The sequence below is a fragment of the Rubrobacter taiwanensis genome (assembly GCF_004337705.1).
Taxonomy (GTDB): Bacteria; Actinomycetota; Rubrobacteria; order Rubrobacterales; family Rubrobacteraceae; genus Rubrobacter_C; species Rubrobacter_C taiwanensis.
The window spans coordinates 112093-125711 of the sequence record NZ_SKBU01000001.1; the positions used below are offsets into that span (position 1 = coordinate 112093).

A 13619-nucleotide genomic window follows, 5' to 3' on the forward strand; every position below is an offset into this window, starting at 1 on the left:
GAACGGGCTCTTCTGAAGGGTGGCGAGCCGATGACCCCGTCCGGGCGGGTGGCACTGATCGAGGATCATGTCTCGTTCCGGCAGGCCCTGGCCTACCTGATCGGCCAGGAGCCGGAGCTCGAGGTCGTCTGGCAGGCGGGCACCCTCGCCGAAGCCCGAGAGATCATAGATCTCGCCGCCGATGTGGCGCTGGTGGATCTGGGGCTGCCCGACGGCGAAGGGACCCCGCTCATCCGGAAACTGCGCGAGGTCAACCCCCGCATCACGATACTGGTCCTTACCGCGAGCGTGGACCGCGAGCGAATCGCCCGGGCCGTGGAGGCCGGAGCCGCGGGCGTCTTGCACAAGTCCTCCAGCCTGGAGGAGATCCTGGACGCCCTCCGGCGGCTGCTGGCAGGCGAGACCCTCATGCCGCCGAACGAGGTCGCGGAGCTCGTGCGGCTGGCCGGCAGGAGGCGCGACCAGGAATACGAGGCCCGGCTCGCCATCCGCAGGCTCACCCCGCGCGAGCGGGAGGTTCTTCAGGTGCTGGCCGAAGGGCTCTCCAACAGGGAGATCGCCCGGAGACTGCACATAACGGTCGAGACCGAACGTACCCACATGGTACACATACTGGAGAAGCTGGGAGTCCACTCCCGGCTGGAGGCCCTGGTCTTCGCCGTGCGCCACGGGCTGGTGGAGATCCCACGCTCCCCGGCCGACCCCCCTTAGTTGCCCCGCACCCCTCCGAATGCTACATTTCCCGCCTGTCCGGTGCTTATACCTTGCGGGAGGTGGCTTGGCACGCGGCAGGGTAAAGTGGTTCTCCGACGAGAAGGGGTACGGCTTCATCGAGAGCGAGAGCGGCGAGGCCCTCTTCGTCCACTACTCGCAGATCGTGGCCGACGGTTTTAAGACCCTCAGGGAGGGAGCCCCCGTGGAGTTCGAGGTCGTGGACGGCAGCCGGCGCCGGGAGGCGGCCAGGGTCCGGGAGCTGAAGCAGGACTGATCTTGGAGGAACTGAAGCGCAACGCGGCCTGCAAGGCCGTCGAGGAGTACGTCAAGAGCGGCATGGTGGTCGGACTGGGCACGGGCACCACGGCCTCCTGGGTGATCCGGCACCTCGGAGAGCTCCTTGCCCGCGGCGAACTGCAGAACATCCGGGGCATCTCCACCTCCCACCGCTCAACCTCCCTGGCCCTCGAGTCGGGCATCCCCCTCGTCACGCTCACCGAAGCCCGCCCGGATCTGACCATAGACGGGGCGGACGAGATCTCGCCGGACCTCGACCTCGTCAAAGGACGCGGCGGAGCCCTGCTGCGGGAGAAGATAGTAGCAGCCGCCAGCGACGCCCTCATAGTGGTCGCCGACGAGACCAAGCTCTTCGAGCAGCTCGGACATACCCGGCTCCCGGTAGAGGTGGAGCCGTTCGGCTGGGAAACCACCCTGGAAGCCCTGTCCTCCCTGGGCAGCGAACCCGAACTCCGCACCCTCGCCGGAGAGCCCGTCAGAACCGACGGCAACCACTACACGATAGACTGCGCCTTCGGCCTCATCGAAGACCCGGCCGCCCTGGAAGCGGAGATAAAACGTATCCCAGGCGCCCTGGAATGCGGCCTCTTCGTGAACATGGCCCGCGCCGCCGTGATCGGCAGCCGGGAGGGAACCCGCATCCTGAAACCGAGATAGCGCCCTACCCCTCGACCCGAACCCCGAACCCGGCCCGCGGACCGCTCTTCCGACCCCCCTTCTCCCGCTCTACCACCAGCTTGTAGATGTGGCCGTACTCCACATACACAACGGCCTTCCCATCCTCCATCTCCACCCTGAGATACTCGTCCTCCAGCGATACCTCAAACCCCGGCTCGATAACGAACGTGTCCCGCCGGTCCCAGATGACCAGATTCGCCTCCTGCTCCCGCGCCTCTCCCAGCGCCCGCTCCACGATCTCTCTCCTCATGACTCACACTCCTGATGGTGGCGGTCTTATGAAAACTCCAGCAGTTCTCCCCCGCCATTTTACTCGACGCGCAAACCAGGCGACCCGCAGAGATTTTAGACCTCCCAACCTTGTATTTGAGATCTGCCACAGGTATATTTTAGCCATGGCTAAAAAGTACGCGTATCGGATGGGGGTATCTATGGCATCTATTGGGGCGAGGTTGCGGTGGTTCTTTCTGGCGTTAACGGTGGTTGTAGCGCTGGCTCTGGCTGTGGGGTGTGGTGGGGACGGGGAGGCTGGGGCTTCTGAGGAGGGCCTCCGGGTTACGACGACGACGACCATGATCACGGACCTTGTGGAGAGGATTGGGGGCGATCGGGTAGAGGTGACCGGGCTCATGGGGCCGGGGGTGGATCCGCACCTCTACCGGGCCAGCCAGAGCGACGTGGAGGCGCTCGCTGAGGCGGACGTGGTCTTCTACAACGGGCTCTTTCTGGAGGGCCGGATGCAGGATGTCCTGATCCGCACCGGCCAGCAGACCCCGACCGTGCAGGTCACCGGCGCCATTCCGGAGGGGCGGCTATTGGAGAGTGAGGAGTACGAGGGGCAGTACGATCCGCACGTCTGGTTCGACGTGGAGCTGTGGGCGATGACCGTGGATCCGGTGGTGGAGAAGCTCTCCGAGCTGGATCCGGAGAACGCGTCCTTCTATGAGCAGAACGGCGAGGCGTACAAGCGCGAGCTTGCGGAGCTGGATAGCTGGGTTCGGGAGCAGATAGAGACCATCCCTGCCGAGCGGCGGGTTCTCGTGACCGCTCACGACGCGTTCCGGTACTTCGGCCGGGCGTACGGCATTGAGGTCCGGGGCATCCAGGGCATCAGCACCGAGGTCGAGGCCGGGGCCCGGGACATTCAGGAGGTCGCGGAGTTTGTGGCCGAGAACGAGATACCGGCCATCTTCGTCGAGGGCAGCGTGCCGCCGCAGAACATAGAGGCCGTGCAGGCCGCCGCACGCGACCGGGGCTGGGAGGTCGAGATCGGCGGGGAGCTCTTCTCCGACGCCATGGGCGAGCCCGGCACCGAGGAGGGGACCTACGTCGGCATGGTCCGGCACAACGTGAACGCCATCGTGGAGGCGCTGGCGTGATCCACCTGAAGGAGACCGAGGCGCCTCCGGGCGCCTTCCCGCTGGAGGTTAGGGGGCTCACCGCCGCCTACCGGGAGAAGCCCGTCCTCTGGGATGTGAGCTTCACCATCCCGGAGGGACAGCTCGTCGGGGTAGTGGGGCCCAACGGCGCGGGCAAGACCACGCTGCTGAAGGTCGTGATGGGCGTGATGCGTCCGGCCGCCGGCCGGGCGCTCGTCTTCGGGCGGCCCTTCGAGAAGGCCCGCCGGTGGGTCGGATACGTGCCGCAGCGCGGGAGCGTGGACTGGGACTTCCCGACCGACGCGCTCGACGTGGTCATGATGGGGCTCTACGGGCGGCTCGGCTGGCTCCGCCGCCCCGGGCGGCGCGAGCGGGAGATTGCGCTGCAGTGTTTGGAGAAGGTGGGCATGAGCGAGTTCGCCCGCCGGCAGATCTCGCAGCTCTCCGGCGGCCAGCAGCAGCGGGTCTTCCTGGCCCGGGCGCTGGCGCAGGACGCCCGGCTCTACCTCATGGACGAGCCCTTCGCCGGCGTGGACTACAGGACCGAGCGGGCCATCGTGGCGCTTTTGCGGGAGCTCAAAGAGCGGGGCCGGACGGTGGTCTGTGTCCACCACGACCTCTCCACCGTGACCGAGTACTTCGACCGGGTCGTGCTTCTGAACGGCCGGCTCATCGCCGAGGGACCGGTTCAGGAGGTCTTCACACGCGAGAACGTGGAGGCCGCCTATGGGGGGAGCGTGGCTTTCGCGGGAGGCGGGTAGTGCCGGAGATCCTGCACGAGCTCGTCTTCGACTACACCATCCGTAACGTCGCTCTGGGCTCGGCGATTCTGGGCGTGGCGGGCGGGGTGCTGGGCTGCTTCGCCGTGCTGCGCCGGCAGAGCCTGATGGGCGATGCGCTGGCGCACGCCACCCTGCCCGGGGTGTGCGTGGCTTTCATGCTTTCAGGATCGAGGGCCTCCGTCTGGCTGCTTCTGGGGGCTGCGGTCTCGGCCTGGATCGGGGCGCTGGTCATACTCGCCATCGTGCGCGGCACCCGGATAAAGCAGGACGCGGCCCTCGGGATAGTCCTCTCCGTCTTCTTCGGGGCCGGGGTCGTGCTGCTGACCGCGATCGCGCGCAGCGGGGCTGCCGGGCAGAGCGGTCTGGACCGGTTCCTCTTCGGGCAGGCTGCGAGCCTCATCTGGCCCGATGTGGTCACGATGGGGGCTCTGGCGGGGGCGGCTCTGCTGGCCGTGGCGGTCCTCTTCAAGGAGTTCAAGCTGCTCGCCTTCGATCCCGCGTTCGCGGCCAGCCTCGGCTACCCGGTGCGGGTGCTGGATGTGCTGCTCACCTCGCTCATCGTGGTGGCCGTGATCGTGGGCATCCAGGCCGTCGGGGTCGTGCTGGTCGTCGCCCTGCTCATCATCCCAGCCGCCTCCGCCCGGCAGTGGACCGACCGGCTCTCCGTAATGGTCCTGATCTCCGCGCTCTTCGGCGCGGCGAGCGGCGTGGCGGGCGCACTCATCAGCGCCTCGGGCGCGAACCTGCCCACCGGCCCGCTCATCGTGCTCGTCGCGACCGGCATCTTCCTCCTCTCGCTGGTCACGGGGAGGCGGCGCGGTCTTCTCTGGAGCTTCCTGCGCGATCGGCGGGCTGCACCGGAGGGGTTGCGGTGAGCGCGGACCTCGTGATCATCGTGACCGGCATACTGGTCGCCGTGCCCTGCGCGCTGCTGGGGACGCTGCTGGTGCTGCGGCAGATGGCGATGGTGGGGGACGCCATAAGCCACGCCGTGCTGCCCGGCATAGTCCTTGCGTTCTTCATCTCCGGGTCGTTGGGACCGCTCACCGCGCTGGCGGGGGCCGGGGTCTTCGGGGTGCTAACGGCCGTGCTCATACAGGCCCTGCGGGACACCGGACGGGTGAGGGAAGACTCCTCCATCGGGATCGTGTTCACGGCTCTGTTCGCGCTGGGGGTCTTCCTGATCTCCAAGTTCGCCTCCAGCGTGCATCTGGATCTGGAGCACGTTCTCTACGGCGAGATCGCCTACGCTCCCATAAACCCGCTCGTCGTCGGCGGCACCTACCTGGGGCCGCGCACCTTCTGGACGCTCGGGATAGTGACCGTGCTGGCCGCCGGACTTGTGCTCGCGCTGTATAAGGAGCTGAAGGTCTCCACCTTCGACCCGGCCCTCGCCACGGCCCTTGGGCTCTCCCCGGCGCTCGTTCACTACCTGCTCATGGGGGCGGTCTCGGTGACCGTGGTCGGGGCCTTCGACGCCGTCGGCGCGATACTGGTCGTGGCGTTTCTCATCGTACCGCCCGCCGCGGCCTACCTCGTGACCGAGCGGCTCTCGCACATGATGCTCGTGGCCGTGCTGCTCGGGACGGTCTCGGCGGTCGCAGGCTACTATCTGGCGGCGGCGCTCGACGTCGCCATCGCCGGAGCGATGACCGTGGTGGCCGGAGGGCTCTTCGCGCTCGCCGCCCTCCTCTCACCCGCACACGGCTTGCTGGCCCACGCCGCGCGCCGCTACCGCAGCCGGCGCGCCTTCGCCCGGGAGCTGGTCCTGGCCCGTCTCGCCGCCCTGGGCGGCTCCGCTCCGGAAGAAGAGCTGGCCCGCGCGCTGGGCTGGGAGCGCCGGGAGCTCGCCCGGACGCTCCGGAGCGCCGCGCGCGGCGGGCTGGTGGAGACCGCCGGGGGCGAGGTCAGAGTTCGGCGCGCTCGAAGCGGCGCAGGGCGAGAAAGACGAAGAGGGCGCTCCACAGCGCGGTGGCCGGGATGGAGATGATGCCGTACGTGGGGATAAATCCGTCCACCACCAGATAGAAGCCGGACTGGAAGAAGAGCCAGGGGAAGGCTGCCGTCAGCCAGGGGGCGTAGTTGGCGATCATGAACCCGGCGACCATGAACCCGAAGACGCAACCGGCCAGCGGCCCCCGGCTCTCGAAGACGGTGCCGAGGAAGAGGGAGAGGGACAGATAGAAGAAGAGCCCCAGCGCGAGAATGCCGAAGCCCGCGAGGAAGCGCAGCGGCGGCTGGGGGAGCGTGGAGATGCCCGCGCACAGGACGTAGAAGACGATCGCCGGGAAGAGCAGCGTGACCGTCAGCAGCCACCGGTAGTGGACCACGAGCTTGGCCAGCACGAAGGCCCGGCGCGAGGCCGGCTTCGAGAGGATCCACGGCGCGGTGCCGAGCTGTTTTTCACCGATGATCGCCCCCTGCGTCTTTGCGACCACGGCGATGACCGAGGCCACCGAGCCGAGGACGAAGAACATGAGGGCTCCGGCACGGTTTATATCTGCCGGGGAGTACGTCGGCTCCATCTCGCCCCGGATGAAGGCCACGGCGGCGGAGATGAGGGCGACTATGAGCATCCAGATCGCTCCGTGCGCGATGAGCGCCGGTCCCCGCTTCCACTCCAGGTTCTCCTTCTCGATGAGGTTCCGGAAGCCGTTCAGAGGCTCGTTCGCCGGCCTGAGAGCCGCGGAGTCCGCCGTCTCTCCCCGCAGGGTCTCTGCACGCTCGCTAGCTTCCACCGTCCCTCTCTATCAGGTTGAAGAAAGCGTCCTCCAGTCTCTGCCGCCTCTTGCCGAAGCTTAACACCCTGACGCCCCGGCCCGCGAGTATGAGCCGCAGCAGCTCCTCCTCGGCCGCTGCCTCGTCGGTCGTGCTTACCACCCAGCCGTGCTCGCCGCCCGGTCCCGGAGACTCCTCGAGCGCGGAGACCCACTCCCGGGAGCGGACCCGCTCCCGCGCCTCTCCGAGAGCCTTCTCGGAGACGCTCTTCAGGATCAGCTCGAAGACGGCGGTCCCGGCTCCTCCGGCCGTGAGGAGCTCTTCTATTGGGGCCTGGGCCAGGAGCCTGCCGTTCCGCAGCACGGCCACCGAATCCGAGACGCGCTGCACATCATCGAGGATGTGGGTGGAGTAGAAGATCGTGGTCCCCCGCTCGTCGCGCAGCCGCTCCATGATCTCGAGCACGTCCCGCCGGCCCATCGGGTCGAGAGAGGCGGCGGGCTCGTCGAGGATGAGGAGCTCGGGGTCGTTGATCTGGGCCTGCGCCAGCCCGAGCCGCTGCAGCTCTCCTCCGGAGAAACCCTTTATCTGGCGGTCTGCCCGGTCCGAGAGTCCGACGAGATCTAGCGACTCCCCAACGCGGCGCTCGATAGCCTCCTCCGGGCCGGAGTAGAAGAAACGGGCGGCGAACCGGAGCGTCTCGCGGGCCGTCATGTAGCCGTAATAGCGCGGGTCCTGTGCGAGGTAGCCGACCCTCCGGCGGATCTCGAAGCTCTCCCTGACGATGTCCTTCCCGAAGACCGACCCGGAGCCCGAGCTCGGGCGTGCCAGGCCCAGGAGCAGCTTCATGGTCGTGGTCTTGCCCGCTCCGTTCGGACCGAGGAAGCCGAAGATGGAGTTCCTGCGCACGCTGAGGTCGAGCTCCTTCAACGCCACCACCGGTCCGTAGGTCTTCGTGAGCCCCCTCGTCTCGATGACGAGGGGTTCCGGCCGGGAGTCGGAGGCCCGCCTGTGATCCCTTGAAGTCTTCATGCTCCGGGCGAGATTATATAAGCGGTCGGGGCGACCGGGGCGTAAACCCGTTCCCAAAACCCGTCCGGAGCGGCTAGAATGAACGCCCGCCGGTCGTAATGAGGACAGAAGACAGAGGTGGCTTGAAGGGCGTAGCTCGTACCGTCCGGGACGTCGATCGCCGGTTATTCAATCTGCTGTTCCGCGTAAAGTGGACCCCGCTCACGCCCGTCATGAAGTGGGCGACGCGGCTGGGGACGGCCGGGTTCGTCTGGGGTGTTACGGCGGGGGTGGCCTTCCTCTTCTCCGGGCCGCGGCTCGTTAACCTGCTGGTGCCCTGGTTCGCCATAGCGCTCTCCTGGCTCATCGCCGAGGGGTCGAAGTACCTCTTCAACCGGGCACGCCCCTTCCTCAAGAACACCGAGATAGAGCCCCTCATCCGCACGCCCAGCTCCAGCTCGTTCCCCTCCGGGCACTCGGCCACCGCCGCCGCGGGGGCCATCACGCTCTCGATCCTCTATCCCCTCTGGGCGCCGCTCTTCCTGCCGGGCGGGCTTATCATAGCCTTCTCCCGCATCTACCTCGGCGTCCACTACCCGCTGGACGTGCTGGCCGGGGCGCTCATCGGGGCTGCGGTCGCTGCGGTCCTGCTCCTGATCTTTGCGTGATGCTTGCCGGAGGCCGGGCCGGAACGATATAAAACTTAAGGTGCAATGAGCGTAGCAGGCTATTACACGCTGGGAGCGCTGGTCCGGGATCTCGGGTCTCTTAAGGCGCTTGAGGAGCGGCTGGAACCGGACGGCCCGGTAGTGCTCGTGCGCCGCCGGGACCGGCGGGTGGTGGAGGCTACCCTGCCCGGAGCCCGGGTCGCGAAGGTCGAGGGCAGCCTCTCCCGCATGCAGTGGATCGAGTTCGGGAGCATGTACTTCGCCGCTTCGGCCGCTATCTTCCTGATCGGTGCGATCCACCCGATGACCGGAATAGTGGTGCAGGCGCTCCTCACCGTCGGCTGCCTCACCGGGCTCTTCCTCTACCACCGCAGACCCCGGCTGCGGCAGAAGCTCACTGCCATGGCACTGCCGGACGGGATCATCGACGAGTGGGAGGCGCGCTTCGGGACCTCCTTCGCCGTGGCCCTGGTCACCGTGCCCGGAGAGAGATTCGAGGACGCCCAGGAGGCCTTTCTCGAAGACGGCCTCGAAGAGCCGTTCGCCATGAACCGGCGGCTGGTCCTGTAGCCGGACCGCTCCGGGGACCGGGATGCTGCGCTCCTTACCTCGCCTAATCCCTGAATATCCGGCCGTCCCGGATCCTGATCGGCAGCCGTGGCAGCGGTTCCCGGGCGGGACCGGAGACTGCCTCGCCGCTTGCGGCGTCGAAAACGGAGTTGTGACAGGGACAGACGAGATACCGGCCGCGCCGGAGATCTTCTGAGACGGTACACCCTTGGTGCGTGCACTCTGCGGAGTAGGCCGCCAGCTCTCCTCGTTGCGTCCGCGCCAGCACGTAGGGTTCTCCCGTCTCAGCGTCGGTGAAGATGAGGGCGGAGCCCGGTGCGATCTCGTCTTCGCGGGCGATGGCCTCTCCGCTCCCTACTATCGGTTCCCCGCTGCCTCCTCCGCAGGCCGTCAGCGCCGGCGCGGCGGCCGCACCCAGCCCCAGGGCCGCTCCGAGCCGCACGAACTTTGCGCGGGAGATCTTCCCACCCGGAGTGCTACCCCTTCCCTTTATCGTTTTTGTCTCGTGTCCCCTCCGCTCGCCGGTCCCTCCGGTGCCGCTCATTGCCGGATACCTCCTCTGTTCGCTCGCCTCTTGCAGGAATGGACCCTACGGCTGAACCGGTCGCAGAGGCATCGGCCGGAAGGCGGATTCGGGTGGTTCATCCGGGTTCATTCGCGGCTGAGAGTGGTGATTCACGCCGCCAGGGGAGGCCGGCTATGGGATGAGATTCAGCGCCCGGGCCCGCGCCAGGGCTTCGGCCCGGTTCTTCGCTCCCAGCTTGCGGTAGATGTTGCCCGTGTGGCTCTTGACCGTGCCGAGGGAGATGAAGAGCTCGCGGGCGACCTCGGAGTTGGTCCGGCCTAAGGCAAGGAGGTTCAGCACCTCCAGCTCCCGCTCGCTCAGCGGCTCGTCCAGTGCCTGGGGAGGCCGCCCGGCTTGCGGCGGCTCGTGGCGATCCCGCCCGCGCAGGGAGTAGACCACACCGCCTTCTTCCGCCCGCGGCTTCAGGTGGCCCTTGCCCGCCAGGTCTCCGAGCATCTTCTGGGCCTCGTCCACGGTTAGCGAGGTCTTCATGGCGGCCGCGGCGGGCGTTATCTCACCCAGCTCGGCCAGGGCTTCCAGCAGCTCGCGCTCCTTGAGCTTCCTGTCGTCCGGGCCCTTGCGGAGGCGTTCGGTGCGGTCGAGCAGGACCAGCACTAACGGGCCGGCCATCCCCAGCACCGGCACAACCCACCAGAAGCTCGTGAGGGGAGCCAGGAGGATGCAGACCGCGCCCAGCGCCAGCAGGTACAGTGTGGCCTGCCAGCCGAACCACGGGACAGCCTCCCGTTCGCGAGTCCGGGCTTCGGTGCTCCGGGACGGGACTCGGTCTTCGCTCTCGCTTGTGCCGCGATCTGACCCCACACTCTCCTCCGCGTGTCCGGCAACCAATTGTTTCATAGGCGGGTTCGTACATCCACCGGTTCCATTCTTCAGTTGGTCGCCTCCGGTTGGGGTTGGCCGGGGTTTTCCTGTACGATCTGCGGGAGTTCAGAACACGAGCTTCCTGGAGAAGATCGCATGAGCCCCGGAGCGCGCATCTACAACCTGTTCCCCCTGCTGGTGGGGAGCGTCGAGGACTGGAAAGAGCACCTGCCGCGCGTGGCGGCGATGGAGTTCGACTGGGTCTTTCTCAACCCGTTCCACTACCCAGGCTTCTCCGGCAGCCTCTACGCCGTGAAGGACTACTACCGCCTGCACCCGATGTTCCAGGGAGCGTCGCAGGCTCCCGCGGACGAGCTGCTGCGGGATTTCCTGGATCGGGCCGAAGAGCACGGCCTGCGGGTGATGATGGACCTGGTCATAAACCACACGGCGAAGGACTCGGTGCTGGTCGAGGAGCATCCGGAGTGGTTCGCGCGGGAGGAGGACGGCTCCATCCGCTCGCCGCGGGCCGTGGACCCGGACGATCCCTCCAACGTCACCGTTTGGGGGGATCTCGCGGAGATAGACTACGACAACCCGGAGGTGCGGGAGGAGGTCGTGGGCTACTGGTGTGAGCTGGTGCGCCACTATGCGGCTTTGGGCTTCCACGGCTTCCGCTGCGACGCGGCCTACCAGGTCCCGGCGGAGGTGTGGGCCGCGGTCATCTCCGCGGCCCGGGAGGTCGACCCCGGCGCACGGTTCTTCGCCGAGACTTTAGGCTGCACGCTGGAGCAGGTAGCGGCGCTGAGCGCGGCCGGCTTCGACTACCTCTTCAACAGCTCGAAGTGGTGGGACTTCCGGGAGGGCTGGCTGCTGGAGCAGTACGAGAGCTTCCGGAGAATAGCCCCCTCGGTCTCCTTCCCCGAGTCTCACGACACCGAACGCGTGGGGGCCGAGGCGAACGAGACGGTGGCCCGGTTGCGCTACCTCTTCGCGGCGTTCTTCTCCACGGGGGTGATGATGCCGGTGGGCTATGAGTTCGGGTTTTGCCGGCGGCTCGACGTGGTGCGCACCCGGCCGGAGGACTGGGAAGAGCCCCAGTACGACATCTCGGACTTCATCCGGGAGACGAACCGGATGAAGTCCGAGTGCGCGCTGCTGAACCAGGAGGGGCCGCAGGAGATGATCTCCGGCCGGGACTCGCCGGTTACGGTCCTCCTCCGGCGTTCGGAGAGCGGCGGCGGGGTGGCCGTGGGGCTCGTGAACCACGACCCCTGGAGCGCCCACTCCTTCCCGGCGGTCCGGATCGTGCAGGCGGCCGGGACCTACGGGCTCTCCGAGATCACGCCCTACTCGGAGCACTCCCCGCTGCGCGGCGACGTGCATTTGAATCCGCAGGAGATGCGGGTATTCTACGCGGAAGGCGGCTAGAGCGTACGGTGAGGTGTTGAGGTTTGCAAGAGGGGTTCGAGACCGTCGTCATCGAGAACGTATACCCGGAGCTGGACTGCGGGCGCTATCCCGTCAAACGCGAGGTCGGCGACCGGCTGGAGGTCTACGCGGACATCTTCAAGGAGGGCCACGATCTCATAGCCGCGGTCCTCAAACACCGCGAGAAGGGCGGCGAGTGGCACGAGACCCGGATGCGCTTCGTGGACAACGACCGCTGGTGCGGCGGCTTCCCGCTGGAGAAGAACACCCGCTACGAGTACACCATCGAGGCGTGGCCGGACGAGTTCGCGTCCTGGCGCGAGGAGGTGCGGAAGAAGCTCGCTGCCGGGCAGAACGTGGAGCTGGAGCTGCTGGAGGGACGCGAGCTGCTAAAGAGCGCGGCCGCCCGCAGCAAGGACCCGGCGCTCCGGGAGGCGCTCGAGGTCTTCGACGCCGGCGGTTACGAAGAGCGGGTGGACCTGATGCTCTCCGGTGCGACCGGGGAGCTCATGGCCCGCCACCCGGACCGCTCCAGAGCCACCCGCTACGGCAAGGTGCTGGAGGTGGTCGTGGACCGGGTGAAGGCCCGCTACGCCGCCTGGTACGAGATGTTCCACCGCTCGCAGGGCACCGAGCCCGGCAGGAGCGCCACGTTCGCTGACTGCGAGGCGCGGCTGCCGTACGTCAAGGAGCTGGGCTTCGACGTGGTGTACCTGGTCCCGATCCACCCCATCGGCCGGACGCACCGCAAGGGACCGAACAACACCTTAGAGGCCGGGCCGGGGGACCCGGGCAGCCCCTACGCCATCGGCAGCGAGGAGGGCGGGCACAGGTCCGTGCACCCGGATCTCGGGACGCTGGAGGACTTCCGCTCCTTCGTGCGGGCGGCGGAGGGGTTGGGCCTGGAGGTGGCTCTAGACTTCGCCATCCAGTGCTCGCCGGACCACCCGTACATAAGGGAGCACCCCGAGTGGTTCAGGTTCCGCCCGGACGGGAGCATCAAGTACGCCGAGAACCCGCCCAAGAAATACCAGGACATCGTGAACGTGGACTTCTACTGCGAGGACTGGCAGAACCTCTGGCGCGAATGGCGGGACGTGCTGCTGTTCTGGATCGAGCAGGGCGTGAAGATCTTCCGGGTGGACAACCCGCACACCAAGCCGTTCGCCTTCTGGGAGTGGGTGATCCGGGAGATCCAGCGCGACCACCCGGAGGTGATCTTCCTCTCCGAAGCCTTCACCCGCCCGAAAGTGATGAAGGCTTTGGCCAAGCTCGGGTTCACCCAGTCCTACACCTACTTCACCTGGCGCAACTTCAAGCAGGAGCTCACCGAGTACCTGGAGGAGCTTACCCGGAGCGAGGTCAAAGAGTACCTGCGGCCCAACTTCTTCACCAACACGCCGGACATCCTGCCGCCGATCCTGGTCGCCGGCGGGCGGCCCGCCTTCCAGATGCGGCTCGTGCTCGCCGCCACGCTCTCCAGCGTCTACGGCATCTACAACGGCTTCGAGCTGTGCGAGAACACGCCCGTGCCCGGCAAGGAGGAGTACCTAAACTCCGAGAAGTACGAGTACAAGGTCTGGGACTGGGACCGGCCCGGCAACATCAAGGACTACGTGGCGAAGGTGAACCGGATCCGCAAGGAGAACCCGGCGCTGCACGAGCTGGAGAATCTGCGCTTCTACCGCGCGGATGATGACAACATCATCTTCTACGGCAAGAGCGCCGGGGACAACACCGTGCTCGTGGCGGTGAACCTGGACCCGTTCGAACCTCACGAGACGACGTTGCACCTCCCGCTGGAGGAGCTCGGGATCGGAGAGGACGAGAACTACCAGGTCGAAGAGCTGCTCACGGAGACGCGGCGGTTGTGGAGGGGCCGGGAGCAGCGGGTGCGGCTGGACCCGCAGGAGAACCCGGCCGAGATCTACCGCGTGCAGCGCTGGGCTTACCGCGACTACGACGAGCCCTGCTTCTAGGGGGG

16 protein-coding genes are annotated in these 13619 nt (G+C 67.1%); 11 read left to right on the forward strand and 5 right to left on the reverse strand.

The genetic code is table 11. The features are described 5' to 3' along the window. Positions 1 to 30: 30 nt before the first annotated feature. From E0L93_RS00560 to rpiA, 3 genes are all read left to right on the forward strand, one after another. On the forward strand, positions 31 to 711 hold the full coding sequence (locus E0L93_RS00560; RefSeq protein WP_132687202.1) for a LuxR C-terminal-related transcriptional regulator: 681 nt from the start codon (positions 31 to 33) through the stop codon (positions 709 to 711). 67 nt (positions 712 to 778) lie between these two features. Further along, a complete protein-coding gene (locus E0L93_RS00565) occupies positions 779 to 988 on the forward strand; it encodes a cold-shock protein (RefSeq protein WP_243638039.1) in 210 nt (69 codons plus the stop codon). Further along, positions 985 to 1668 carry a ribose-5-phosphate isomerase RpiA gene (gene rpiA, locus E0L93_RS00570; protein WP_132687205.1) on the forward strand — a complete coding sequence of 228 codons (684 nt, stop codon included), beginning with the start codon at positions 985 to 987 and terminating at the stop codon, positions 1666 to 1668. Before E0L93_RS00565 ends, rpiA begins: the two co-directional genes overlap by 4 nt. A 4-nt stretch (positions 1669 to 1672) precedes the next feature. Here rpiA and E0L93_RS00575 read toward each other — a convergent pair whose 3' ends face one another. After that, on the reverse strand, positions 1673 to 1939 hold the full coding sequence (locus tag E0L93_RS00575) for a hypothetical protein (RefSeq protein WP_132687207.1): 267 nt from the start codon (positions 1937 to 1939) through the stop codon (positions 1673 to 1675). Between the two features lie 181 nt (positions 1940 to 2120). Between E0L93_RS00575 and E0L93_RS00580 the strand changes: the two genes are divergently transcribed. From E0L93_RS00580 to E0L93_RS00595, 4 genes are read left to right on the forward strand one after another with little or no spacing between them, the layout of a single operon-like run. Beyond that, positions 2121 to 3068, forward strand: coding sequence for a metal ABC transporter solute-binding protein, Zn/Mn family (locus E0L93_RS00580; protein WP_132687209.1), 948 nt, complete (start codon positions 2121 to 2123; stop codon positions 3066 to 3068). Next, positions 3065 to 3829 (forward strand): metal ABC transporter ATP-binding protein, encoded by a 765-nt coding sequence (locus E0L93_RS00585; RefSeq protein ID WP_279387428.1) that lies wholly within the window; start codon positions 3065 to 3067, stop codon positions 3827 to 3829. Before E0L93_RS00580 ends, E0L93_RS00585 begins: the two co-directional genes overlap by 4 nt. Beyond that, on the forward strand, positions 3829 to 4725 hold the full coding sequence (locus E0L93_RS00590) for a metal ABC transporter permease (protein WP_243638041.1): 897 nt from the start codon (positions 3829 to 3831) through the stop codon (positions 4723 to 4725). The genes E0L93_RS00585 and E0L93_RS00590 overlap by 1 nt, the downstream gene beginning before the upstream one ends. After that, positions 4722 to 5840 (forward strand): metal ABC transporter permease, encoded by a 1119-nt coding sequence (locus E0L93_RS00595; RefSeq protein WP_132687211.1) that lies wholly within the window; start codon positions 4722 to 4724, stop codon positions 5838 to 5840. The genes E0L93_RS00590 and E0L93_RS00595 overlap by 4 nt, the downstream gene beginning before the upstream one ends. Here E0L93_RS00595 and E0L93_RS00600 read toward each other — a convergent pair. Continuing rightward, positions 5758 to 6588, reverse strand: a complete 831-nt coding sequence (locus tag E0L93_RS00600; protein WP_132687213.1) for an ABC transporter permease — start codon at positions 6586 to 6588, stop codon at positions 5758 to 5760. The two genes, E0L93_RS00595 and E0L93_RS00600, sit on opposite strands and share 83 nt — an antisense overlap. Then, entirely contained in the window at positions 6578 to 7600 is a 1023-nt protein-coding gene (locus E0L93_RS00605) for an ABC transporter ATP-binding protein (RefSeq protein WP_132687214.1), read from the reverse strand. Before E0L93_RS00605 ends, E0L93_RS00600 begins: the two co-directional genes overlap by 11 nt. Before the next feature lie 122 nt (positions 7601 to 7722). Here E0L93_RS00605 and E0L93_RS00610 point away from each other — a divergent pair, with 122 nt between their 5' ends. After that, positions 7723 to 8247: a phosphatase PAP2 family protein gene (locus E0L93_RS00610; RefSeq protein ID WP_165874061.1), complete on the forward strand. Its 525-nt coding sequence runs from the start codon at positions 7723 to 7725 to the stop codon at positions 8245 to 8247. Positions 8248 to 8292: 45 nt separating this feature from the next. Continuing rightward, positions 8293 to 8817, forward strand: a complete 525-nt coding sequence (locus E0L93_RS00615) for a hypothetical protein (protein ID WP_132687218.1) — start codon at positions 8293 to 8295, stop codon at positions 8815 to 8817. Positions 8818 to 8860: 43 nt separating this feature from the next. Here E0L93_RS00615 and E0L93_RS00620 read toward each other — a convergent pair whose 3' ends face one another. Together E0L93_RS00620 and E0L93_RS00625 are read right to left on the reverse strand one after the other, a co-directional pair. Then, positions 8861 to 9361: a Rieske (2Fe-2S) protein gene (locus E0L93_RS00620; protein ID WP_132687219.1), complete on the reverse strand. Its 501-nt coding sequence runs from the start codon at positions 9359 to 9361 to the stop codon at positions 8861 to 8863. 153 nt (positions 9362 to 9514) lie between these two features. Then, entirely contained in the window at positions 9515 to 10204 is a 690-nt protein-coding gene (locus E0L93_RS00625) for a helix-turn-helix transcriptional regulator (RefSeq protein WP_243638042.1), read from the reverse strand. Between the two features lie 156 nt (positions 10205 to 10360). On the opposite strand from E0L93_RS00625, the gene E0L93_RS00630 reads away from it, so the two are divergent. Both E0L93_RS00630 and E0L93_RS00635 read left to right on the forward strand, forming a co-directional pair. Further along, positions 10361 to 11635: an alpha-amylase family glycosyl hydrolase gene (locus tag E0L93_RS00630; protein ID WP_132687221.1), complete on the forward strand. Its 1275-nt coding sequence runs from the start codon at positions 10361 to 10363 to the stop codon at positions 11633 to 11635. Between the two features lie 23 nt (positions 11636 to 11658). Continuing rightward, the gene (locus tag E0L93_RS00635) at positions 11659 to 13614 is read left to right on the forward strand and encodes an alpha-1,4-glucan--maltose-1-phosphate maltosyltransferase (protein ID WP_132687223.1); all 1956 of its coding nucleotides are present in this window, start codon (positions 11659 to 11661) and stop codon (positions 13612 to 13614) included. Positions 13615 to 13619 lie beyond the last annotated feature (5 nt).

Excerpts from the sequence above, each read along its gene's own strand:
- E0L93_RS00605 (WP_132687214.1), bottom strand. The coding sequence starts at position 7,600 with ATGAAGACTTCAAGGGATCACAGGCGGGCCTCCGACTCCCGGCCGGAA.
- E0L93_RS00630 (WP_132687221.1), top strand. The coding sequence starts at position 10,361 with ATGAGCCCCGGAGCGCGCATCTACAACCTGTTCCCCCTGCTGGTGGGG.
- E0L93_RS00580 (WP_132687209.1), top strand. The coding sequence starts at position 2,121 with ATGGCATCTATTGGGGCGAGGTTGCGGTGGTTCTTTCTGGCGTTAACG.
- E0L93_RS00620 (WP_132687219.1), bottom strand. The coding sequence starts at position 9,361 with ATGAGCGGCACCGGAGGGACCGGCGAGCGGAGGGGACACGAGACAAAA.
- E0L93_RS00560 (WP_132687202.1), top strand. The coding sequence starts at position 31 with ATGACCCCGTCCGGGCGGGTGGCACTGATCGAGGATCATGTCTCGTTC.
- E0L93_RS00615 (WP_132687218.1), top strand. The coding sequence starts at position 8,293 with ATGAGCGTAGCAGGCTATTACACGCTGGGAGCGCTGGTCCGGGATCTC.
- E0L93_RS00575 (WP_132687207.1), bottom strand. The coding sequence starts at position 1,939 with ATGAGGAGAGAGATCGTGGAGCGGGCGCTGGGAGAGGCGCGGGAGCAG.